This is a genomic window from Micromonospora sp. NPDC023737, from assembly GCF_040639715.1.
Lineage (GTDB): Bacteria > Actinomycetota > Actinomycetes > Mycobacteriales > Micromonosporaceae > Micromonospora.
Genome location: NZ_JBFAAL010000006.1, coordinates 244964 through 267193 on the forward strand (window position 1 = coordinate 244964; position 22230 = coordinate 267193).

The following is a 22230-nucleotide window of genomic DNA, read 5'->3' on the forward strand; positions in this document are numbered from 1 at the left end:
CAAGCCGAGGTCGTCGACCGATCCCCAGGACGCTCCCGGCACCACCCCGTGGGCGGTAGCCCGACCGGGTGAACGGCGCTCAGCACGGACCAGCCGGGATGGGCTTACGGCATGCTGCGATCGACGATGCCGGGGCGGAGAGGAATTCCAGATGGCAGACGGCGACGTGCCCGACCGGATGCAGGCGGCGGCCCTCGACGAGTTCGGCGGTCCGGAGGTGATCACTCCGCGCATCCTGCCCGTGCCGCAGATCGCCGACGACGAGATCCTGATCAAGGTCTGGAGTGCCGGCGTGGGGGTGTGGGACGCCCTCGAACGTGAGGGCATGCTGGTGCCCGAAGGCGCCTCGTTTCCGATCGTGCCCGGCACCGACGGCGCGGGGACGGTCGTCGCCGCGGGCGGTCAGGTGACCAACGTGGCCGTGGGCGACCTGGTCTACGTGTACGACGCCACCCGCCCGAAGGGCGGCTTCTACGCCGAGTACGCGGCGACCAAGGCGCAGTACGCCGCGAAGTTACCGGCGGGAGTGCCGGTGGAACATGCGGGGGCGATGCCCACCGACGCGCTGACCGCGTTGACGGGGTTGGACGTCCTCGGCCTGCCGGCCGGAGCGTGGCTGCTGATCTTCGGCGCGAGCGGCGGTCAGGGACATCTGGCCGTGCAGTTGGCCAAACGGCAGGACCTCAAGGTGATCGCCGTGGCGTCCGGAGCCGAGGGCGTGGGACTGGTGACCCGGCTCGGCGCCGACGTGGCCCTCGATGGCCACGGCGACATCGCCGACGTGCTGGCGCGGATCCGCGAGGTCGCGCCGAACGGCGTCGACGGCCTGCTCGCCATGGCGGGCGGCGAGACGGTGGACCGGCTCAGCGAGACGCTGCGCGACGGCGGCGTGCTCGCGTACGCCAACGGAGTGCAACCGGTGCCGAGCGAGCGGCCCGGCATGACGGTCCAGGCGTACGACGGCCAGACCGGCCCCGATCAGCTGCAGCGCCTCAACCAGCTGATCGAGGCCGGTCCGTTCCAGGTGCACGTCGCCGAGAAGTTCCCGTTGGGACGGGCGGCGGAGGCGCATCGACGCCTGCAGACCTCCTTCCCGGGCAAGCTGCTGCTCACCGTGCGCTGAGAGCGCGTGGGCTGCACCCGGGCCGGATCTGACGGATCAGATCGGTTCTTCGAAGTTCTGCCGCATGGTCATGTCCACGTCCGCACAGACCGGCTGATCATGCGGACAGACAGCGCCGGCTAGCGCAGTCTGCACGATGCTCAGCCCGCCCTTGTCGTACGTCCAGCAGGCCACGCCGCTGCTGTTCAGACAGGATCCCTTCGGCCTGCGCGTCCACCCGGCCGCCGTAATGCGATTGTCCAACTCGCGAACCGCCGCATCCGGGTCGGTGTCGACCCGATAATCGCGTTCCCAGCGGAGCTTGCCTCGCGACCTCTCCCCTTGTCTGCCGCCTCTCAGCTGCCAGCCCGCCGGGATTGTGATCTCGTCGAGTCGGGCCTGCCCGATGGCGAGCAACTCCGCCGTCGAACGCTTTTCGGGCGGCGGGCCGCCGCACCCCGACACGATCGTGACAGCCGCGAGCACCAGGGCCACCAGCCGTCGCCCGTCGGACCCCATCACATGCCTCTTCCCCTGACGCCGCCGGTGCCGGTGCCAGCAGCGCGAGGATTTTGGCACAGCCGGCGTCGGACCACCGGCCCGGCGAGGCGGGGCCGCTCATACCCCCATGCGCTGAGCTTCCCGGAACGAAAGACCGCATGCGCAGCGGTCGAGGCAGCCTCGCGTGGCACCCGCGGCGAGAGAAGCAGTCTGTGGCGTCGTCGAAGGCAGTCCGGAGGCCGGCGGACGAACCGCCGGCCTCTCGGCGCGAACACCGCCGGCCGTACGGCTCAGAGGTCGCCGTAGTCGCCGACCTGCCGTCCACCGACCCAGGTCCGCAGGATCCCGGTCTGCCACATCGCCCGGCTGGCCGGCAGGTGGAACGGGTCCAGGTCGGTGATCACGAAATCGGCCCACTTACCCGGCTCGAGGGTGCCGATCACCCGCTCCTGATGGGCGGCGTACGCGGCGTCCAGGGTGAACGACCGCAGCGCCTCGACCGGCGTCATGGCCTCCTCGGAGTACCACCCGCCGGCCGGTCGACCCTCCCGGTCGGTGCGGGTCACGGCGGCGTGCATGCCCTCGAAGGGCAGGGCCGAGGAGACCGGCAGGTCGGAGCCGGAGGCGATGACGGTGCCCTGGTCGAGCAGCTTGCGCCACGCGTACGCGCCCTTGATGCGCTCCGGTCCCACCCGGTCCTCGGCCATGTTCATGTCGTCGGTCGCGTGTACCGGCTGCATCGACGCGATGAGGTCCAGCTTCTTGAACCGCGGGATGTCGTCGAGCGCGACGACCTGGGCGTGTTCGATCCGGTGCCGCAGCCCCCGGTCCCCGACCTGGCGGAACGCCTTCTCATACGCGTCGAGCACGAGCCGGTTGCCGCGGTCGCCGATGGCGTGGACCGCCACCTGGTAACCCTGGCGGAGGATCGCCAGGACCCGCCGGTCCAACTCCTCGGGCTCGATGCGCAGCAGGCCGGTGTTGGCGGGGTCGTCGCTGTACGGCTGGAGCAGGGCGGCGCCCCGACTGCCCAACGCCCCGTCGACGTAGAGCTTCACGGTGCGTACGCGAAGCATGTCGGCCGCGAACGAGTCCGTGCGGACGTCGGCGCCGATCTCGGTGAACGCGTCCCAGCTCAGGAAGGCGTTCACCCGCATCGTCAGCGTGCCCGCGCCGGCCAGCTCGCGCAGGATCAGGTAGCCGGCGGCGTCGGTCCCGGCGTCGGAGATGGAGGTGATGCCGACGGCGTTGAGCTTCTGCTGTGCGGTGAGGGCGCGCTGGCGTACGTCCTCGATGGTCGGCGCGGGAAGCTCCGAGGAGACCAGCCCCATCGCGTTGTCGATGAACGTCCCGGTCGGGTTCCCGTCCGCGTCGCGGATGATTTGACCGCCGGCAGGGTCCGGGGTGTCCTGGGTGACGCCGGCGAGAGTCAGCGCCGCGGTGTTGGCCACGCCCGCGTGGCCGTCGACCCGGGTCAGCCACACCGGCCGGTCGCTGACGACCACGTCGAGGTCGGCCGCGGTCGGGAATCGCCCCAGTCCCCAGATGACCTGGTTCCAGCCCCGCCCGGTGATCCAGGTCAGGTCCGGGTGGGCGGCGGCGTACGCGGCGAGGGCCTGCTGCGCCTCGGCGAGGGACCGGGTGCCGCTGAGGTCCAGCTCCGAGGCGAGGGCGCCGTAGCTCCACAGGTGGCCGTGGGCGTCGTGCATGCCGGGGAGCAGGACGCGGCCCTTGCCGTTGACGCGTCGTACGCCCCGGCCCGCGTGGGCGTCGAGCCCGGCGACCTTTCCGTCCGGCGCGATCAGGATGCTGGAGAACTCCCGCAGCCGCCCCTTGCGGGTGAGGGTGTAGCCGCGGACGTTCTCCACCAGGACCGGCCCTCGGCCGGTGCCGTGCGACGTGGCGGCCTGGGCCGCGCTGCCGGGCAGTGCCGGGAGCACGGCGGCGCCGACACCGACGCCGAGCAGTCTCAGGAGCTGGGCGCGGGTGAGGGTCGGGCTGGGGGGCGGGGTGGCGCAGGCCTCACACACGGGGACTCCTCGGCGGTTTCGAGCAGCGTGAGTCGTCCACGTGACGGGCGGGCGTTGCAGCCCGGCAGAGGTCCGTCACATCGACGGCTTCCTTCGCGCCGACGCTATCAGCGATCGAAATCGATGGTCAAGATCGGCGGAGGCGGGGCGGGCGGCCTGCCCGGCCCGCCTCCGCGGCGCTACGGCCACGGACTGAGATCGGTGCGGGCGACGCCGTTCTGCGGATCGCAGGGGTACGACAGATGCTGGTGCACCATCAACCAGTCGTTCCCGGTACGGCGGAATACGCGCGTACCTCGGGACCACGTCTCGGTCGCCTGTCCGTCCAGGGTCCTGACTTGGATCCGATTGAGTCCCCACACAACGGCGAGGTCGTCCTTGGCGACGACGGTCATGTCGGGCACCTGCCAGCTCACGTCGCCGGTGCCTGCGTCGAGGCCGCGCTCACATACCCGCCGCACCTGCGCCAGGCCGACATGCTGCAGCGGCGTGACGTGCTCGTAAGAGATGACATCGTCGGCGATGTTCGCCATCAGTCCGTCGAGATCCGCCGCCGCCGTGGCGTCGAACCAACGCTCGTGCAGGGACCTGATCTCCTGCTCCGTCGCCGTGCCGTCGGGCGCTTCCGCCAGGGGGAACGAGTGATGCTCATGGGCGACGACCCACCGCTCGGCTTCCTTGCGCAGGCCGAGTGTGATCCGCAGTCGATGGTCGGCACGGCGGGCGAGATCCTCGGGTGTCCCGCATCGTAGAAGCACCTGAGCGAAAGCCACGCCCACCCCGGCGGTCACCTGAAGGTCGACGATCTCAAAGATCGCGCCGTCGGCGAGCCACCGGAAGAACGGCGGCCAGCTGTCGCGGTAGGCGTCGATGCCCCGAACTCCGTCCTGTGGCGGCGGCACGTCGAACATCACGATGTCGTCGGCGTGGTCGGCGAGAACGCTCTGCAAGTCTGCTGCTCGGATCGCCGCCGCCCACCGCTGTACCAGGTCTGTGATGAGCTTCTCGTCGTCTCGGTGTTTCTGCACAACCATGTGTGCCTCCCTTCACCGGTACAACCCGGCGGCGGAGGCGAATCCATCGCAGTCCGGCAACCGGATTCGCGCCTCATCCCGGGAGGCGGGACGGCAGGCCGAATGCGGTGAAGTCGGCGTCGAGGAAGGACACCACTTCCGCGATGCGATCTCCGCGCAGGGTGAGCACGTCCAGACCCCCAGGCGCGTACCCTGCGTGGTCCTCGCTCCAGCGGTACGTGCCGAACGCCAGCTGACCGTTCGCGCCGGTGGGGACGAACCGCCAGTGACAGGTCAGGGGGCCGTCGAGGAGGAACTCGCGGATGGCATCCCGACCGGCGAACCAGGCCCGCACCGGCGGCATGGAGTATCTCGCGTCCTCGGTGAGCATCGTGACGATGGCGTCGACGTCGCCTGCTTCCCATGCCCGCGCGTACCGTCGGGCCAGGTCACGGACCGCCGAGTCGCCCAGCTCGTGCATCGTCGCCCGCTGCGTCATGGCCGGCAGCGCCGGACGGAGCTGTCTGCGCGCCCGCTGCATGGCGCTGTTGACCGCCGGCACGCTCGTGCCGAGCTGCTCGGCCACCTCGCCGGCCGTGAAACCGAGCACCTCGCGCAGCAGCAACACGGCACGCTGCGTACCGGGCAGTCGCTGCAACGCCGCGACGAAGGACAGTTCGATGCTCTCCCGCATGAGGGCCCGCGGTTCGGGGCCCATCAGGTCGTTCGTGCAGGGCTGCAACCAGGCCACCTCGGCGTCGTCGCCGGCGTCAAGGTCGGTGGGCAGTTCTCGGCGTCCCCGCCGTTCCAGCATCGACAGGCAGCGGTTCGTTGCGATCCGGTACAGCCACGGCCGTATCGATCCGCGCGCCTCGAATCGGTCGAGCGCCTGCCAGGCCCGGACGAGCGTTTCCTGAACGGCGTCCTCGGCGTCGTGGACCGAGCCCAGCATGCGGTAGCAGTGCGCGTGCAGCTCGCCGCGGAACGGGCCCACCACGGCAGCGAACGCGTCCGCGTCTCCAGCCTGCGCCGCCAGCAGGACCGGGTGGGAGCCCGACACCATGGGCCGATCCTTCCACAGATGCTCACCGTGGCTCCCGAGCTGCCAGCTTGGGGATCGGGACGAGATCGGGCCCCGGTACGGCGGTTCTCCCGCTCGGCCTGATCATTGGCGGGCTGGTTGGCGTCCCGCGGCACCGGCTTGTGGCCCACGGGTGCCCCGCCCAAACTGACGCGGATCCTTCTGACTCGGTAGGTTGTCGATCATGGCGGACGTACGGCTGGAGCCGATGACCGAGGATCAGTACAAGCCGTGGCGGGCCGAGGCCGAGGCGCACTACGCGCAGAGCGTCGCCGCGTTGGGCCAGTCGGCGCAGGACGCGGCCCGCGAGGCCGCCGACACCTACGCGCAGCTGCTTCCCGACGAGTTCGCCACTCCTGACCACCATTTCTGGTACGCCTACGACGGCGACCGCCAGGTCGGTTTCATATGGGTCAAAGTCACCCGCGACACCGCGTTCGTCTACAACGTCGCCGTGGAACCCGACGTACGCCGTCAGGGCTACGGCCGCGCGATCATGCTGGCCGCCGAGCGCTGGTGCCGCGACAACGCGCTGACCAGAATCGGGCTGCGCGTCTTCGCCCACAACACCGGTGCCCGGGCCCTCTACGAGCAGCTGGGCTTCACCGAGACCGCCCGCAACATGGCCAAAGACCTGTAACCGCGAGCCGCCCGCCAGCCCGGTCAATCGACCTCCTGCGACCCGTCGGAGGTACTGATTCCCGGTAGTGGACTCGTGCGGCTCCGAGGTCGCGTCGTACTCCTCAGCCCGCCTCTGCCGAAAATCCCCGCGCGGAGGTCAGCGGGGAACTGGTGAAGGGCACGCCGAGGAATCACCAGGACCGGTCAATACCGATTCCGCGCTTCCTCGTGGCCAGCTGGCCGCGCACCGAGCCGCCTGACGGAATCGAACCGTCGACTTACGCATCACGAGGTCTTCGGCGAACCGCCGGTGAGCGCGAAGTCCCGGGCCTCGGCCCGTCCCTCGTCCCTGGCCTGGGCGAGGAGTTGCGCGAGACGCCGCCGACGTCGCCGGGCGATGGTCCGGTACGCGAGGACGAGCACAGCCAGGATCACCAGAAGGGCCACCTGCGGCCAGGGCACGGCCCAGACTGTCACAGTGGCCGAGCCGCGCCGGATCTCGGCGCCCGCCGGATCGCCGGCGAGCACGAAGGGATTGGCCTCGACGGTCGTCCGGACCGGCCCCAGCCCCCACACCCCGGCCACCTGGGCTTCGGATTTCCTGCTGCCACCGGGCAGCAGCTCCTCGACAGCGGTGCGCGCCTTCGGTTCGGTCAGGCCGAACAGTTCGGCGGCGGTCACCCGGCCGCTTCCGGTCACCGCGACGTTGCCCTCGTTCGTCGCGGTGTACGTGACGTGGACGGTGCCCGGCGAGAACGGATTCCACGAACGCTCGTACCTGGCCGCGGCGTCGCCGATCGCCAGGGCCGCCGTGACCGTGCCGGTGGCGCGCATCATGACCCGGAAGCCGACCCGACTCTCGACGGCGACCGTGCCTCCGCTGCTGGTCACCGTCGCCGCGATACCGGCCGGGTGATCGCCCGGGGTGGCATCGTGCGGCACGGTGATCGTGAACGGCACCACCTTCGTCTGCTTGGGCCCGACGGTGACCGAGTCCTGCACCTCGATCCAGGTCCCGCCGTCCACCGACGCGCGGTGGGACGGGAGCATGTTGAACCGTCCCTTGTCGGTGAGGTAGCCGTCGGCCGCCTTCAACGCGAAGACCACCGGCCCGTCGCTGAAGTTGCGCACGGCCAGGTGCTCGGTAACCACCTGCCCGGGATCGAGGGCCACCTCGACCCAGCGGCGGCCGTCCGGCCCCTTCTCGTCGGCCGGTTGCACCGCCCAGGTCAGGGTGGGACTCGTCGGCTGTGCCCGCGCGCCGGCAGGCGCGAGCGGCACGGCGACGAGCACCGCGGCCAGCACGGTGAGCAACCGCGACGCGATTCGGGTCATGACGAGTCCTCCGGGGCAGCGGGGTGGCGGTGGGGGCCGCTGCCGCGCGGCCCCCACCATGCTTCTACTCGAAGAGGGACAGGGTCAACGTCGAGGTGTACGAGCCGGCCGCGACGTCCGCCGGGGTACGCAGGAACAGGTCGGCGTCGACCGTGTAGGCGTCACCGGCCACCGCCCCGGAGTCGAACGTCGACACCAGCAGCTCCTGGTCGACGAGACCCACGTTGTTTCCGGGCTGGGTCGGCTCGTCGAGGACGGTGACGACCTCCTCGCCCTCGGTGACGAGACCGGTGTCGCCGCCGTCGATCAGCTGCGGCTTCCAGCCCAGGTGGCCGGCGCTGATCGGTGCCTGGCCGGCACCGCCGACGAAGTCGGTGGCGCTCCCGAGCACCGCCCACGCCGCGTTGTCGGGCACCTCCTCGGGAGTACGGGTGTCCGTGACCGTCACCGTCGGCAGGGTGCCGACGAACTGACGTACCAACAGGGTCGAGCCGTCCTCCGCCAGCGCGACCGAGTCACCGGCGACCGACATGGCCAGCACCCCCGGTTCCTCGATCTCCTCGATGTCGACCGTCACCTGCACGTCTGTGCTGTCGCCGGGCTCGGCGACGGCCGGCGACTGCAACGCCACGCTTCCTGCCAGGACAGCACCCGCGGCACCCGCCGCGACCCACCGCTTACGACTCCACGTTCTCATTCGACGCTCCGTTGTCGTTGTCGTTACTGGGTTTGAGGGGATCAGCTGGCGCAGTCGACGCCGGGATACTCGGCGGTGCGGACCGTCGTCACGTCGTCGCCGTCGATCGACCCGCTGACGCGGATCGTCGCCGAACCCGCCGCCACTGAGGTCGCCCGGGTGGCGAACGACTGGTACGCGTTCGCGCCCGCGGCGACGTCCGCGAAGGACCGCTCGCCGTACGCGGTCTCCAGCGCGACGTCCATGGGCGCGTCGTGGTCGTTACGGGCCTGCACCGCGACGTACGCCTTGCCGGCGACACACCGGGCCTGCGCGGTCACGGTCACCGGCAGCTCTGGTGGGGCGCCCGGGTCGTCGGCGAAGACCCGCCATTCGGTGATTGCCACCGCCGAGTAGGTGGTGCCGTTGCCGTTGGCCCGGACCGTGGCGCGCACCCGCGGCGTGACGACGGGCTCGAACGTGACGGTGTTGAACGCGGTGGTGCTCGTGCCGTAGGGGGATGCGCCGGGAACGTCGTGCCAGGCCGATACGGCCTCGTCCCAGTACTGCAGCACCCACCCGTCGGGCTCGGCGACGCCGTCGCCGGTGCCGCGGTTGGTGTCCCGCCAGAACTTCAGCTCGGTGCCGGTGAGCCGCACCGGACGGGACCAGTCGTACTGGACCCACTGGGTCGCCGGACGGTTCCCCGACCAGGTGCCCCAGATCTGCGCCTGGCTGGGGTTCGACGGGTCGGTGCCGTCGTTGAGTGCGGTGACGCTGTTCCAGCCCGCCGTGTAGGAGGCGGTAGGCGTCGCGACGGGCCCGATATTGCCGGTGAGCGGCCCGGACAGGTCCGCCGGGATGGTGACCGTCCTGGCGGTCTCCAGGTTCCCGGCCACGTCGAGCGCGCGGAACGCCACGGTCTGCCGGTTGGCGTCGGGTGCCGCCACCGGACCGGTGTAGGCCGTCCACGCCCCGGCGCCGATGGCGTACTCGATTCCGGCGACCCCGGACGTCGCGTCGCTCGCGGTCACCGTGACCGTCCGGGTGTCGGCGTTCAACGTGGCCGCGCTGACCGGTGCCGTGGCGTCGATGCGTACGGCGAGGCCGGCTGGCGCGGAGGTGTTGCCTGCCCGGTCGGTCGCGGTCGCCGTCACCGTGTGCCGGCCGTCCCCGGCGACGTCGACGTCGACCGACCGCACGTCGCGCGCGACGACCGGTTCGCCGTCGTCCACCCGCGACTCGATGGTCATCCGGCCGCCGCGGTCGTCGACGCCGGCGACGCGTACCCGTACCGGGGACCGGAACCAGCCGGCGCCACCGGCGCTGCCGAGTGCGGTGAGCGTCAGCGCCGGCGGGGTCTCGTCGCCGTCGGTGTCGTCCGGTGAGACGACGGTGACCTGCGCGACGACACGTTCGGCGGCGTACCCGAGCACGGTGCCCCGGGTGTCGAACGTGCGAGGCGCCGCGACGTCCTCCGGCCGCACCGGGTCCCAGAGGACCGGTACCCGCAGCGTCTCCGCGCCGAAGGACACCGGAATGCTGTCGGGCAGTTCGGTCTCCCCCACCTCCACCTTGATGGCCGGCGCGGTGACGGCGGACTCCGGCTGCGCGGCGAGGATCTTCCATTCCTCGACCGCCACCGCGGAGTAGGTGCTGCCGTTGGTGGACGCGTCGAACACCGCGCGGACCTGCGTGGTGGTCACCGGGTCGAAGCCGGTGTCCTGGAACCCCCGTGTGCCGGTCGGGAAACCGCTCGGGTCGGGCACGTCGGCCCACTGCCCGGCGTCGAGATCCCAGTACTGGATGCGCCAGCTCGCGGGTGCGGCCACCCCCACTCCGCTGCCCTGCGGGCTGTCGTTCCAGAACTCGATCTGCGAGCCGGAGATCCGCATCGGCTGGTCCCAGGTGTACTGCACCCACTGCTGGGGCGGGTTGTTGCCGGTCCAGGTCCCCCACATGTCCGGCGGCAGCGGGTTGAGCCGGACGATCTCGTCGTTGAGCGCCTTCACCCAGTACTGGGTGGGCACCGGCTCGTTGGAGACGGTGACCTTCGCCGCCTGGGCGATGTTCGGTCGTGGGGTGAGGTCGGGTCCCCGGACCGGTGTCGTGGTGACGGGCTTCATCCGCGGCGGGCTCTGCGTGTCGTCCCACTCGATCGGGTCGATCGCCACGGACCGGCGGAAGTGACCGCCGCCCACGGCGTCGGCCGTGTGGTAGGTGATGTACCACGATCCGTCGAACTCCAGGATGCCCGGGTGGCTCGTCGTCGAGGAGACCGGCGCCAGGACGGTCCCCCGGTAGGTCCACGGCCCCTGCGGCGACGACGCCGTGGCGTACGCGATGCAGGCGTGGTAGTTCGCCGGCGTGCACTGCGACGTCGGCCCGGCGTTGTTCCCGGCGTACGCCAGGTAGTAGGTGTCGTTGCGCTTGAACGCCCAGGCCGCCTCGAAGAAGCCGGTCAGCCCGGTGACGGAGCGCTGAGTGGTGACCGGGGTCTTCATGTCCTGCTGGAGTTCGATCATCCGCAGTTGGCTGAACGAGCCCCACCAGAGGTACACCCGCTGGTTCGGGGCCGTGCCGTCGATCAGGATCGTCGGGTCGATGTTGTGGATGGTGTTCGGGGTGGGCACGCGCTGGGAGATGATCGGCCCGCCCGCGTGGTCGGTCCACGGGCCGGTCGGGGTGTCCGAGACGGCCACGCCGATCGCGAACTTGTCGGACGCCGGGCTGTCCCGCTCGTTGATCGGGACGTACCAGTAGTAGCGGCCGTCCACACCCCGGACCACCTGGCCGGCGTACGCGCGCCCGGAGGTGGCCCAGGCGAAGACCTGCTCCGGCCGCATCAGCGACGGGTAGTGGGTCCACTCGCCGGCCTCGACGTCGGTGGTACGGAACGCGCCCCACTCGTTCATGACGAAGTCGTTGGTGGATGGACCGGCCTCATCGTGGCCGGTGTAGATGTACAGCTGGTCCTTGCCGCTGTCGTTGCCCGCAGCGCCGGCCGGCACGACGACCGGCGCCGGATCGGCCGAGTAGTAGCTGCCGTCGCCGAGGATCGGATTGGTCGTGTTGGTGAACGTGTACGAGTCGGCGGCGTGGGCCGGCGCGGCGACGCCGACCAGGCCGCCGGCGACGAGCCCGGCGACCGCGGCCACGGCGACCGCCCTGCCGAACCGGCGCGACGTCCGGGGGGTTGGTGGGGCGCCGCCGCGCACCACGCTGGTGTTCACGGTGTCGATCTCCTCACTGTCGGGCCGGGGGTGGCGGCGTCGGTACGGCGCCGCCACCCGTGACGGGCTACTCGCAGCTGAGTGCGCCGAACGGCGCTTCGATCTGCTCAGTGACCGGCGCACCGTCGACGGTCCCGGTGACCTTCACCGTGGCGGTCCCGGCCGGCACCGCCACGGCCCGGCTGGTGAACGCCTGGTAGGCGGACTTGCCGGGGGCGACGTCGGAGACCGTGCGCGATCCGTAGGGCGTGACGAGTTCGATGGTGAGCGGCACGTCGTCGGCGTTGCGCGCGGTCACCAGCACGTAGACCTTGCCGCCGGTGCACTGGGTGCGGGCCTGCGCCTCGACGTTCCAGGTGGGGGCCGGTGGCGGGTCACCCACGGTCAGGGTCAACGTGGTCCGGGTGGTGCCGGCCTCGCTGACGTATTCGGGCAGGATCAGGTTGCCGATGACGGTGTAGCGACCGGGTGTGTCGACGATGGTCTCGTCGAAGTCCCAGTCGACGCCGATGGCCTGGTTGTCCCGGGAGCCGTCGTTGTACGACACCTCCACCTTGTCAGGCAGGTAGGGCAGCTCACCCACCTCGACGGCCTGCTCGAACGTCTCGGCTCCCTGGATGGAGATGCCGCCCGGGGCGGTCTCGGGCCGCACGTAGACGCGCGCCTCGGCGATCAGGCCGTACGCGTCGTTCGTGCCGTAGACCACGAACGGTTCGACGTTGGTCTCGGCGACCATCTCGGGCGTGATCTGCTGCCAGTTGAACGCGACGTCGCCGCGGGCGCCGCTGGCGTAGACCGCGTCGAGCGTGCTCGGCAGCGTCGGCACCTGGCCCACTGTGGTGCGGACGAGCACCGGCGAGCGCACCGAGTCGACGGTTTCGCCGTTGGCGCGCCAACGCAGCACGCCCGTGCCCGCGCCCGCACCCATCAGGCCGAAGATGCGGATACGCAGGTAGCTGGTCGAGACCGGCTCGAACTCGAGGTGGTTGTACCTGTTGATGGCCAGCGCGTCGGCGTACGCCGATCCGCCGGTGAGCGTGACCGGAGTCCAGGTGGTGCCGTCCGCGGAGCTCTCGACGGCGTACGTCGTGGCGGTGGGCCGGCGGGTGCCGCCGTTGTCGTCGTACCAGTAGATGTCGGTCGAGGAGAGCCGCACGGGCGCGTCCCACCGGTACTGGATCCACGCCGCCCGTTCGGGGCTGGTGCCGTTCTGCGGCTGGCCCCAGTTGCCCCAGCCGTTCCCGGTGCCCGGGTTCGAGCTGTTCGGCGTGCTGCTCTCGTTGACCCGCTGGTGGTTCTCCCACGACGCGGTACCGCTGGTGGTGATCGTCGCCGAGCGGCCGAACTCCGCGACGACCTCCCGCTCGGCGAGGGTCACCGCGACGGTCGCCTCCGACCGCTTCTCACCGTCGTCGGCGTGGAAGCGGAACACGTAGTCGCCGGGGACCGTGCCCGTCACCCGGGTCGCCAGCGCCGTCGCGTCGGCGAAGATCACGCCGGCGCCGGGCGGCGCCGACACGGTCTCCCAGCCGAAGGTGAGCTCGCTGTCGTAGGGGATGCCGTCGTCGGTCGCCGTGCCGACCAGCCTGGTGGAAAGGTTGCCGTCCGCCGAGCCGTCCCGCACGGCGGTGACGACCGGCGCCTGGTTGCTGACGTCCGGTACGTCGCGACCGGAGTCGAACACCTGGATCTCGGAGATGGCGGTGAAGAAGGTCGGGTTGTTGGTGAACGCGATGCGCAGCTTGTTCGACGTCGTGGTGTGGAACAGCGCCTCGTTGAACTTCGCCGACGGGACGGTGGGGTTCTTGAACTGGTTCGGCACTTCCTTCCAGCCGCCGTCGCCGTCGGGCGCCTGGATCCACCAGCGGGCGGGTTCGCGGTAGCCGCCGGCCTGCCGGTCGCTGACGAAGAACACCTTCACGTTGTCGAAGGACCTGGCCGAGCCCAGATCCAGCTCGACGTAGCCGTTGCGGTCGGTCGTGCCGTAGTTGCCCCAGTACGGCTCGTTGGCGGTGACACCGTCGGTCACCGCGCCCAGCGACACCGGCCGCTCGGTCTCCTTGATCGCGCCGGGGGTGTAGTTCATCGAGGTGGTGCTCCAGCCGGGCGTGTGGAACTGCCGCCACGGCGTCGGCCGCGCACCCTGCTGGGTGTACGACGAGCTGAGCTCGGCCCCCGCCGCCAGGTTCGGCGCGTCCTCGGTCAGGTCGATGCCGGCCGTCTTGAGGTACGCGACGACCCGGTCGTCGGAGATCGGGGTGTTCACGGCGCTCGGGAACTGGCTGGCGCCGTCAGCGGTGAAGGTTACGGTCAGGCCCTCCTCGGCCTGGACCTGGTTGGTGTTCGGGTCGTAGGTGACCCTGCCCAGCCGGTCGGTGCTGACCTTCTTCTCACCGTTGAGGAACAGGCTGTAGCCGACGCCCAGGCCGTACTGGCTGCCGTCGGGGTCCCAGACGATGGTGACGTCCTGCCCGTGGTAACGCAGGTTGTTGACCATGAAGTGGTCGTAACCGAACTGGATCGGCCAGAGTTCGATCTTGTCGTCGGAGCGCGGCTGGATGCCCGCCATGTCCTCGACGAAGATGTAGTTCATGTTCCCGAGCATCACGTGGTTCGGGTTGTTGCGGTTGTAGGTCTTCGTGGCGGCGTTCCAGTTGGAGTAGTACTCCGCCTGGTTCGGGGCGCGCAGGTCCGCGTTCGGGTAGATGCTCCACGCCATCCAGTCGAGCAGCCGCTTGGCGTAGGCCGGAGTGATGTACTTCTGCTCCGGGTCGTAGTGGCGAAGCGCCGACCGGACGCCGCGGTACTGCACCGTGAAGTTGATGTTGGAGAAGTTGTTGGAGCCGCCGATCCCGTAGGCGCTCCGGTCGTACTGGTTGGCGGTGTAGAACGGGAAGATCGGGAAGTTGTCGCCGTAGGTGAGGAAGCGGAACCCGTCGACGTAGTTCTGCCACTGGTCGAACGGGATGAGGTTCTCGGCGTAGACGTCGTAGAGGTTCGACTCCCGGGCCGGGATCAGGTCACGGGCCGACGCGGGCAGCGGGTTGGGCCGACCGTTGGCGCTGGCCGCGCTGGTGGCGCCGTGGGACGTGCCGGCGAGGAACATCCGCATGTCGGGGCTCCACAGCCGGTCGAGGATCGCGTCGCGGATCGAGTTGGCCCCGGCCGCCATCTGGTCGACCTTGGCCTGGTCGCCCCCGGCGATCTGGTAGAGCTGGCGGGCGGCGTCGAACGCGCCCCACACGTACGCCGACTCGGGACGCTCGATGGTCCGCGCCCCGGGCGCGCCGGCGTTGGACTTCGGGAAACCGAAGGTGATGGCGTCGGCGTCGTTGCCCGGCATGTAGTTGGTGTCGTACGCGATCAGGTTGTCGTCGTTGCCGTCGTAGTGTTCGAGCTGGCCGACGCCGTCGCCCTCGAAGTATCCGGCGAACTTCCGGGCGATCTCCTTACCACCGCCGTGCACGTTGTACGCCTCGAGGCCGGCCGTGCCGATGTACTGCGAGTAGTGGTTGTTCCAGCTGGTGTGCCCGGGACTGTCCAGGAAGGCCGACGAACCGGACAACTCGCCGATGTTGAGCACTTGGCCGTACGGCAGGTACGGCGTACGCAGCCACTTGGTGTCCTGCAGGTGCATCGGCTGGGTCAGCGCGACGGCGTTCTGGTAGAGGTTCACCCCCTCGATCGTCGTCGGGTACTGGTACACGTGACCGGACGCGTTGGCGTCGAGGGTGTTGTACCGCTCGCCCCACCAGCGGTAGACGATGGCCTTCTCCAGCGCGGGGTCCGGGACGTCGATGTAGGGAACGTCCTGCGCCCAGCGGCGGTGGAACGCCGTGATGCCGGTCCGCACCGCCTCGGCCGGCGACAGCCCGGCGTACTCCTGGTAGCTGGCGACCGTCTCGGGCAGCGTGGCCGAGGAGACCGCGCCGACCACCGACAGCGACACCGAGCCGCCGGCGGGCACGGTGACCTCGCGGTCGAGGTTGGTGCCGGTCCTGGTGAACCCCGCGCCGGTGAGGTCGACCTTGATCGAGTTCCACGCGGTGTCGACGAGGCCGTTGTTGGATCCGCTGGTGATGGTGCGGGTGCCGGTGAGTTCGGCCGCATTCCTTCCAGCCTGGGTGGCCAGCGGCGCGGCGGCGCGGACGGTGAACGTGGCCGGGTCGTCACCGGGGTTGCTGAAGTCGATGGCGGTGACGGCGACGTTGTCGTACGTGATGAGCTTGGTCAGGTCGGCGATGACCCCGGTCGCGCCGATGGTGTACCGGCTCTTCGCGTGGCTGGGCGCGTTGAACCGGTTCGCGTTCACCTCGGTGACGGTCTGCCCCGGCACGGTGACGGTGTAGAGGTTGCCGAGGTTGTTGGGGCCGCCGACGTACGCGCTGCCGGCGAAGCCCATGACGGTGAAGTTGTTGTTGCTCGCGCCGCGCATGTACAGGGACCGGCCTCGGGTCATCAGCACCGCTGAGCCGATCGTTCCCTCGACGCCCAGGACGCGGTCGAGGTAGTAGTCCGTGCCGCCGGCGGCCAGGTCCTTCTCGAAGATGGACTGGTGCATGTTCACCGCCGTGAACGGCACGCCGGGCTTGAGCCGGTCGGCGACGTCGGCGACGTTGCTGTAGACCGGGTCGCCGATGTCCATGACGTGGCTCTGCCCGTCGGTGTAGACCCCGACGTCACCCTCGTTGCCGGGCAGGACGGGGCCGTCGGCGTGGGCCGCGGATCCCACGCCGACCGTCCCTCCCACCACGAGCGCGGCCAGGGCGGCCCAGAGGGGTGCCCTTCTCACGCGTCTACGGGTCATGTTCCTTCCTCCTTGTCGTCGGTGCTGCGGGGCTGCTGAGGAGGCACCGTGCTGCACCTCGGTGATCGGTCGGGCGGACCGGTGTTGTCGTGGCCGGAGGGAGCGGACGTCGCTGTTAGCGTTAACATCAAGGAGCGCGAGAACCGGGCAGGTCAGGCGGTGACATCAGGCCGGCCCGTCAATCCAGTTCGGTGCGGTCGGTGATCGTGGGAAGCCAGACCCGCATCGTCGAGGGCCCACGGTTCGCCCACGCGTGGTACTCCACCAGGGCCACGCCGTCGAGCACCTCACCGACGACCGGCGCCGCGCCGGCCCGGTCCGGCCGATAGGGCCATTCATGATCGCCGGGGTGCACCCGACGGCACCGGACGGTGACCCGGCCGTCTACCAGACGGGGCGGTTCGCCGACGTCGACGCGAAGCTCGTCGACGGTGTCCACGCCGGGCACGTCCACGGACTCCAGGGCGAGCACGAGGGGGCCGCGCTCCACCGCCACGCAGCCCCGCACCGCGTCGATCCGCTCGTCCGGGAAGGTGAACCGGGGCGCCACCGGCAGCGACAGCACGACCTCGTCGCCGCGTCGCCACGTCCGGCGCTCGGTGACGAATCCGGGGCCGACCGGCCGGACCTCTCCGTCGATGGTCACCGTCGCGCCGTTGTCGGCCCAGGCCGGCACCCGCAACGACAGCGACCAGGGACGATCCTCGTCGCTGTCGATGCGCACCCGGATCTCCCCGTCGTGCGGGTAGCCGGTCGCGACGGTCACACTCACGTCCCGCCCGTCCGCGAGCCGGTGCTCGACGGTGGCAGGCATGTACTGGTGAAGCTGAAGTCCCTCGTCGTCGCAGGTGGCGACGTACGCCGCCAGGCTGGCCAGCGTACGGGCGACGTTCGTCGGGCAGCAGGAGACCTCGAACCAGGGCGCCCGCAGCGACGACGCCGCGCGGAGGCTGGGCCGATCGGCGTCGGGAAGGGTGCCCAGCTCACGGCGGTGCAGGGTGTTCGTGTAGAAGAAGCTCCGCCCGTCCGCCGACGGCGAGGTCGACACCACGTTGAACAACGTCCGCTCGATGAGGTCCGCGTATCGGGGATCACCGTCGGCGAGCAGCAGCCGCCACGCGAACATCACCGAACCGATCGAGGCGCAGGTCTCCGAGTAGGCACGGTCCGCCGGCAGCACCCAGTCCTCGCCGAACGCCTCGTCCTGGTGACGCGAGCCCTGCCCGCCGGTGACGTACGTGCGGCTCGCCACAGTGTTGCTCCACTGGTTGCGTGCCGCCTCCAGCAGGCCGGCGTCCTTCAGTTCGACCGCGACGTCCACCGTGCCCGCGGCGAGATAGTTCGCCCGGACCGCGTGCCCGCGCAGCACCGTCGCCTCCCGGACGGGACGCTCGTCCTGGAAGTACTCCCGGCCGAACTCCACATCGCTGAGCCGGCCGTGGCCCCGGCGGTCGACGAAGAGCGCCGCCTGCGCCAGGTAGCGGTCCTCGCCGGTGGTCCGGGCGAGCTCCACCAACGCCGTCTCGATGACCGGGTGCCCACAGACGCCGTCGATGCCGTCCGGCCCGAACGTCGCGCACACGTTGTCGGCGGCGCGACAGGCGACCTCGAGCAGTCCGTCGTCCGCACCCGGACGCGTGCGCGCTCGGGCGACCGCGGCCTGGAGGAGGTGCCCGACGCAGTAGAGCTCGTGGCCCCATTCGAGGTCGGACCACCGCGGCGCCTGCCCCGGCCGACCGAATCTGGTGTTGAGGTAACCGTCGGGCTCCTGAGCCGCGGCCACCCGCCGGACGATGCCGCGGAAGCTCGACTCGAGTTCGGCGTCCGCGGTCCGCCCGATCTCCCACGCCAGCGCCTCCAGGAACTTGTAGATCTCCGAGTCCGAGAACTCGCGCCCACGGCGGCCACCGGGAAGGTCGCCCCGCGCGGCCAGGTCGAAGTTCCGGAGCCAGCCGGCGCGCTCGAGCCACTGCTCGATGTGCGCGAGGGTCGCGGTCGCGTTGATCGACTGACGCTCGGCCCAGAAGCCGCCCGTGATCCGGACGTCGTCCAGCCCCAGCGGCCGTAGCCGGCCACGGGCGGGCAGGACGGGCGCGGCCATGGGTGCGCTCATGGTCATCCCTTCAGCGCGCCGGACATGAAGCCGCGCACGTAGTGTCGTTGGAGCAGCAGGAACAGGACGATGCACGGAAGGGCGAGAACGACGACGCCCGCTTCGGTCGCCCCGTAGTCAACGACTCCTTGGACCTGGCCGCGCAGGTTGGACACCGCGAGCGGCAGCGTCATCCGCTCGCTGTCGTTGATGAGGATCAGTGGCGCCATGAAGTCGTTCCACGCGGCGAGGAACGCGAACAGTCCCACGGTGATCAGACCCGGTTTCACCGCGGGCAACAACACCCGCCACAGCGCGCCGAACGAGGAGCAACCGTCGACCATCGCTGCCTCGTCGAGCTCCCGTGGCACCGCCTCGAAGGAGATGCGCATCAGAAAGGTGGCGAACGGCAGCTGGAACATCGTGAGTACGAGAGCCACGCCGACCAGAGAGTTCTGCAGCCCGACCTCGTTGAGCAGGACGTAGAGCGGAATCAGCAGCGTCGCGTAGGGAACCATGAGGATGGCGAGCGTGAGCAGGAACAGGATGTTCCGGCCGGGAAAGCGGAACCGGGCGAACGCGTAACCGCCGAGCAGCGACACCAGCAGGGTCAGCACGACCGTCAGCAGCGACACGACCGTCGAGTTCGCCAGGTACCGCCAGATGCCGGCCTGGTAGTTCGCCAGCGTCTCGTAGTTGCCGAGCCCCCAGCCGTCCACCTGGTTCGTGCCGGCCTGCGGGGCGACCGAGGCGACCGCCGTCCAGAGCAGCGGAGCCAGGAAGATCAGGCCCACCGCCCCGGTGAACACCCAGTACGGCGTACGCAGCGCGATGCCGGCGATGGTGACGCCGCGCGATCTGGTCGGACCGGCCGACGCGCCGTGTGGAGTCGGTCCGCCGGCGGCGCTCGAGCGGGAACGGGAAACCGTGACCATCGGCGTCACCTCTCCTCGGCTCGGAAGGCGCGCAGTTGCAGGGCGTTCACGACGATCAGGGCCAGCAGCACGACGACCGAGAGAGCGGCCGCCACACCGAGATCGTTCTGACCTTGGAACGCCACCATGTAGATGAGCTGCACGACGGTGATCGTGCTGTTGTCCGGTCCGCCCTTCGTGAGGATGTAGAACTGCTCGAACGCGAGCAGCGAACCGGTCACGCAGAGCACTGTCGTCAGCGCCAGCGTCGGACGCAGCAACGGCAGGGTGATCTTCCGGAAGGTCTGCCACCGGCTGGCGCCGTCCGAGCGGGCGGCTTCGTACACGTCCGCCGGTATGCCCTGCAGGCCGACGAGCATGAGCACCATGTAGAAGCCGGCGTACCGCCACACGATGAGGAAGGTCGTGGACAGCAGCGCGGCGGTCGGTGAACCGAGGAAGGTGAAGCCCAGACTGTCCATCACGGGCGCCAGCGGACTCGCGTACGGCGAGTAGAGCACGTAGAACAGCAGCGACGCCGAAGCCAGGCCGAGGGCGCTGGGGATCAGGAACGACGCGCGCAGCAGACTGTTCCACCGGCTCGACTCCTGGACGAGCAGGGCCAGTCCCAGCCCGAGGGCCAGCAGCAGCACGGTGGCCAGCACGGTGTACTTGACGGTGAACACCATCGAGTCGGTGAAGAACCGGTGGTCGACGGCCTTCGTGAAGTTGGCCGGAGCGTTGATCCCCTGGTCCCCGGTCAGCAGCGGCCATCTCGACAACGACATCTTGACGACCAGCAGCAACGGCACCACGAACAACGCCACGACGAAGACCGCCGTCGGTGTCGCGTAGAGCCAGCCGAGCAGCCCTCGACGGCCGGGGCGACGGGCGCGGCCCCGCATCGCCGCACTGGGCGGGCGAGACGGTGCGGTGACTGTCATCGGGGAACCTCTCGTTTCTCCGGCGATACGGGCAGGTCGTCCAGCGCGTCGGGGTCGCGGCCACGCCGCGGGTGTGTGCCGATCCGGCCTGCTCGTCGGCACCCACCCGCGACGGCCGTCGGCTACTGCTTGAGTACGGCGGTGATCTCGCCGTTGTCCTTCTGCAGATCGCCGCTGCCGGTGAGCACCTGGTTGCGGATGAGGGTCAGCCAGGGGCTGTTCGGCGCGTTGAACGCCTGCTGGAAGTTCAGCGCGACGGGAGTCTCACCCTTGCCGGCCACCTCGTTGATGGTTACCAGCCGCGGGTCCTCGGCGGCGTACTTGTTGTTCGCGAGGTCGACGCGGGAAACCACGTCCTTGTTCTTCGCCAACACCTCGACCTGCGCCTGCTCGGACATCATCCAGTTCAGGAAGTTCCAGGCCTGCGCCGCCTTCTTCGAGTCCTTCGACACACCGATACCGTCGCCGCCGACGAAGGTGGAGGCGCCCCCCTTCGGGCCGGGGATGCCGGCCACGCCGACGTCGAACGGGGTCGAGGAGAGCAGCGTCGCCGGGTAGAACATCAAACCGACCTTGCCCTCGGTGAACGCCGCGGTCCAGGTCGGACCCGTCTCCCCCTCCGAGGCGGGCAGCACCGCGCCGGACTTCCACAGGTCGTTCCAGGTGCGGTAGACCTGCTGCGCGATGGGGTCGGCGAGCTTGGACTCGGTGCCGTCCTCGCTGAGCACCTGGCCGCCGTCGGCCCAGACGGAGGGGAACCAGGTGAAGACCAGGCAGCCACCGCAGTTGAGGCCGGCCGCCGTGCCGTAGACGCCCTCCTTCTTCAACCCCTGCACCGCCTTCGCGGCGGCGGCGTACTCCTCGAGCGACGCCGGGGCCTTCTCCGGGTCGAGCCCGGCCTCCTTGAACAACTGCTTGTTCCAGAACAGCATCGACAGGTCCAGCACGAACGGCAGAACGTGCGCCTTGCCGTCGACCGTGCCGGCCGAGAGGTGCCCCTTGTTGATCGAGTCCTTGAAGGCGAGACCGTCGATGTTCGCGCTGATGTCCTGGAACAGTCCCTGGTTCACCCAGTTCGGCACGTAGACGATGTCCGCGGCGAAGAGGTCCGGAAGACCGTCCGCCCCGGCCGCCGCACCGACCTTCGCCACGTAGTCGTCGTTCGGTACGACGGTCAACTTGACCTTGTTCTGATGACTGGAGTTGTACGCCTCGACCAGGAGCTTCGCCTGCTTCTCCAGCGGAGCGCGGGTCCACATGGTGAGTTCGCTGCCGTCATCGACACCGTCCGGTCCCGCCTCGGCGGCGGTCGAGCCCTCCGGCTCGTCACCGCTGCACGCGGCCGCGCCGATGGTCAACGCCGCCACCAGGACCGCTGCCATCGAACGCAGGGCAGTGCGCCTGCCCAGGGCTTTCCTCATGATTCCTCTCCTCGGGTCTATCGATCGGAGGGAACCGCTACGCGGTCCCTGCGAGTGGAGGCTCGATCCGGTGGTGCGGGTGGTGCTTTCCGATCGGGCGGGACCGAACCGCTGCGTGAGTCGGCGGTAGGCGCTGCTGCAGTGAGGACGGGCGAACGACCGCTTCTCGCACGGTCGCCGCGCGATGCCTCGTACCTCGCCATCGCGCATCCGCCTCCCGCCGGATCCGGCGCGGCTCGCGCATCGATCGTCTCCGCCGCGCCCGAGGTGGTGAGTATCACTGTCCGCCGATAGCGTGTCGCACGAAAACGATTTCGGCAAGGTGTCCAACGGGTAAAACCAGAGCGGCTTTCGGCGGCCGGCGCCACCTGCTCGGTGTCGAGTCTGGGCACTACGCCTGTGCGGAGTGCAGGCCCGGGAGCGGCGCTCGTGTGCCTGAAATCTTTGCGAAAGACTTTCG

Annotated in this window: 14 protein-coding genes; 2 read left to right on the forward strand and 12 right to left on the reverse strand. The window is 69.9% G+C overall.

Features of this window, described 5'->3' with window-relative positions:
* Positions 1–151 precede the first annotated feature (151 nt).
* Entirely contained in the window at positions 152–1123 is a 972-nt protein-coding gene (locus tag AB0F98_RS16460) for an NADP-dependent oxidoreductase (protein WP_357735384.1), read from the forward strand.
* Positions 1124–1159: 36 nt separating this feature from the next.
* On the opposite strand, the gene AB0F98_RS16465 is transcribed toward AB0F98_RS16460, so the two are convergent.
* The 4 genes from AB0F98_RS16465 to AB0F98_RS16480 form a co-directional block, all read right to left on the reverse strand.
* Positions 1160–1621: a hypothetical protein gene (locus tag AB0F98_RS16465; protein ID WP_357735388.1), complete on the reverse strand. Its 462-nt coding sequence runs from the start codon at positions 1619–1621 to the stop codon at positions 1160–1162.
* Between the two features lie 272 nt (positions 1622–1893).
* Positions 1894–3633 (reverse strand): amidohydrolase, encoded by a 1740-nt coding sequence (locus AB0F98_RS16470; RefSeq protein WP_357735391.1) that lies wholly within the window; start codon positions 3631–3633, stop codon positions 1894–1896.
* Positions 3634–3812: 179 nt separating this feature from the next.
* Positions 3813–4667, reverse strand: coding sequence for a nuclear transport factor 2 family protein (locus AB0F98_RS16475; protein WP_357735394.1), 855 nt, complete (start codon positions 4665–4667; stop codon positions 3813–3815).
* 73 nt (positions 4668–4740) lie between these two features.
* The gene (locus AB0F98_RS16480) at positions 4741–5709 is read right to left on the reverse strand and encodes a sigma-70 family RNA polymerase sigma factor (protein WP_357735397.1); all 969 of its coding nucleotides are present in this window, start codon (positions 5707–5709) and stop codon (positions 4741–4743) included.
* A gap of 202 nt (positions 5710–5911) precedes the next feature.
* Here AB0F98_RS16480 and AB0F98_RS16485 point away from each other — a divergent pair, with 202 nt between their 5' ends.
* Positions 5912–6367 carry a GNAT family N-acetyltransferase gene (locus AB0F98_RS16485; RefSeq protein WP_357735400.1) on the forward strand — a complete coding sequence of 152 codons (456 nt, stop codon included), beginning with the start codon at positions 5912–5914 and terminating at the stop codon, positions 6365–6367.
* 266 nt (positions 6368–6633) lie between these two features.
* Here AB0F98_RS16485 and AB0F98_RS16490 read toward each other — a convergent pair whose 3' ends face one another.
* From AB0F98_RS16490 to AB0F98_RS16525, 8 genes are all read right to left on the reverse strand, one after another.
* Entirely contained in the window at positions 6634–7683 is a 1050-nt protein-coding gene (locus AB0F98_RS16490) for a hypothetical protein (protein ID WP_357735403.1), read from the reverse strand.
* 64 nt (positions 7684–7747) lie between these two features.
* The gene (locus tag AB0F98_RS16495) at positions 7748–8380 is read right to left on the reverse strand and encodes a hypothetical protein (protein WP_357735407.1); all 633 of its coding nucleotides are present in this window, start codon (positions 8378–8380) and stop codon (positions 7748–7750) included.
* A 41-nt stretch (positions 8381–8421) separates the two neighbouring features.
* Positions 8422–11601 (reverse strand): family 43 glycosylhydrolase, encoded by a 3180-nt coding sequence (locus AB0F98_RS16500; protein WP_357735713.1) that lies wholly within the window; start codon positions 11599–11601, stop codon positions 8422–8424.
* 58 nt (positions 11602–11659) lie between these two features.
* Positions 11660–16399, reverse strand: coding sequence for an Ig-like domain-containing protein (locus AB0F98_RS16505; RefSeq protein ID WP_357735409.1), 4740 nt, complete (start codon positions 16397–16399; stop codon positions 11660–11662).
* 178 nt (positions 16400–16577) lie between these two features.
* Complete coding sequence (locus AB0F98_RS16510) at positions 16578–18512, reverse strand: beta-L-arabinofuranosidase domain-containing protein (RefSeq protein ID WP_357735413.1); 1935 nt, start codon at positions 18510–18512, stop codon at positions 16578–16580.
* A gap of 2 nt (positions 18513–18514) precedes the next feature.
* Entirely contained in the window at positions 18515–19426 is a 912-nt protein-coding gene (locus AB0F98_RS16515; protein WP_357735416.1) for a carbohydrate ABC transporter permease, read from the reverse strand.
* A 5-nt stretch (positions 19427–19431) separates the two neighbouring features.
* On the reverse strand, positions 19432–20349 hold the full coding sequence (locus AB0F98_RS16520; protein ID WP_357735419.1) for a sugar ABC transporter permease: 918 nt from the start codon (positions 20347–20349) through the stop codon (positions 19432–19434).
* A gap of 122 nt (positions 20350–20471) precedes the next feature.
* On the reverse strand, positions 20472–21770 hold the full coding sequence (locus AB0F98_RS16525; protein WP_357735422.1) for a sugar ABC transporter substrate-binding protein: 1299 nt from the start codon (positions 21768–21770) through the stop codon (positions 20472–20474).
* Positions 21771–22230 lie beyond the last annotated feature (460 nt).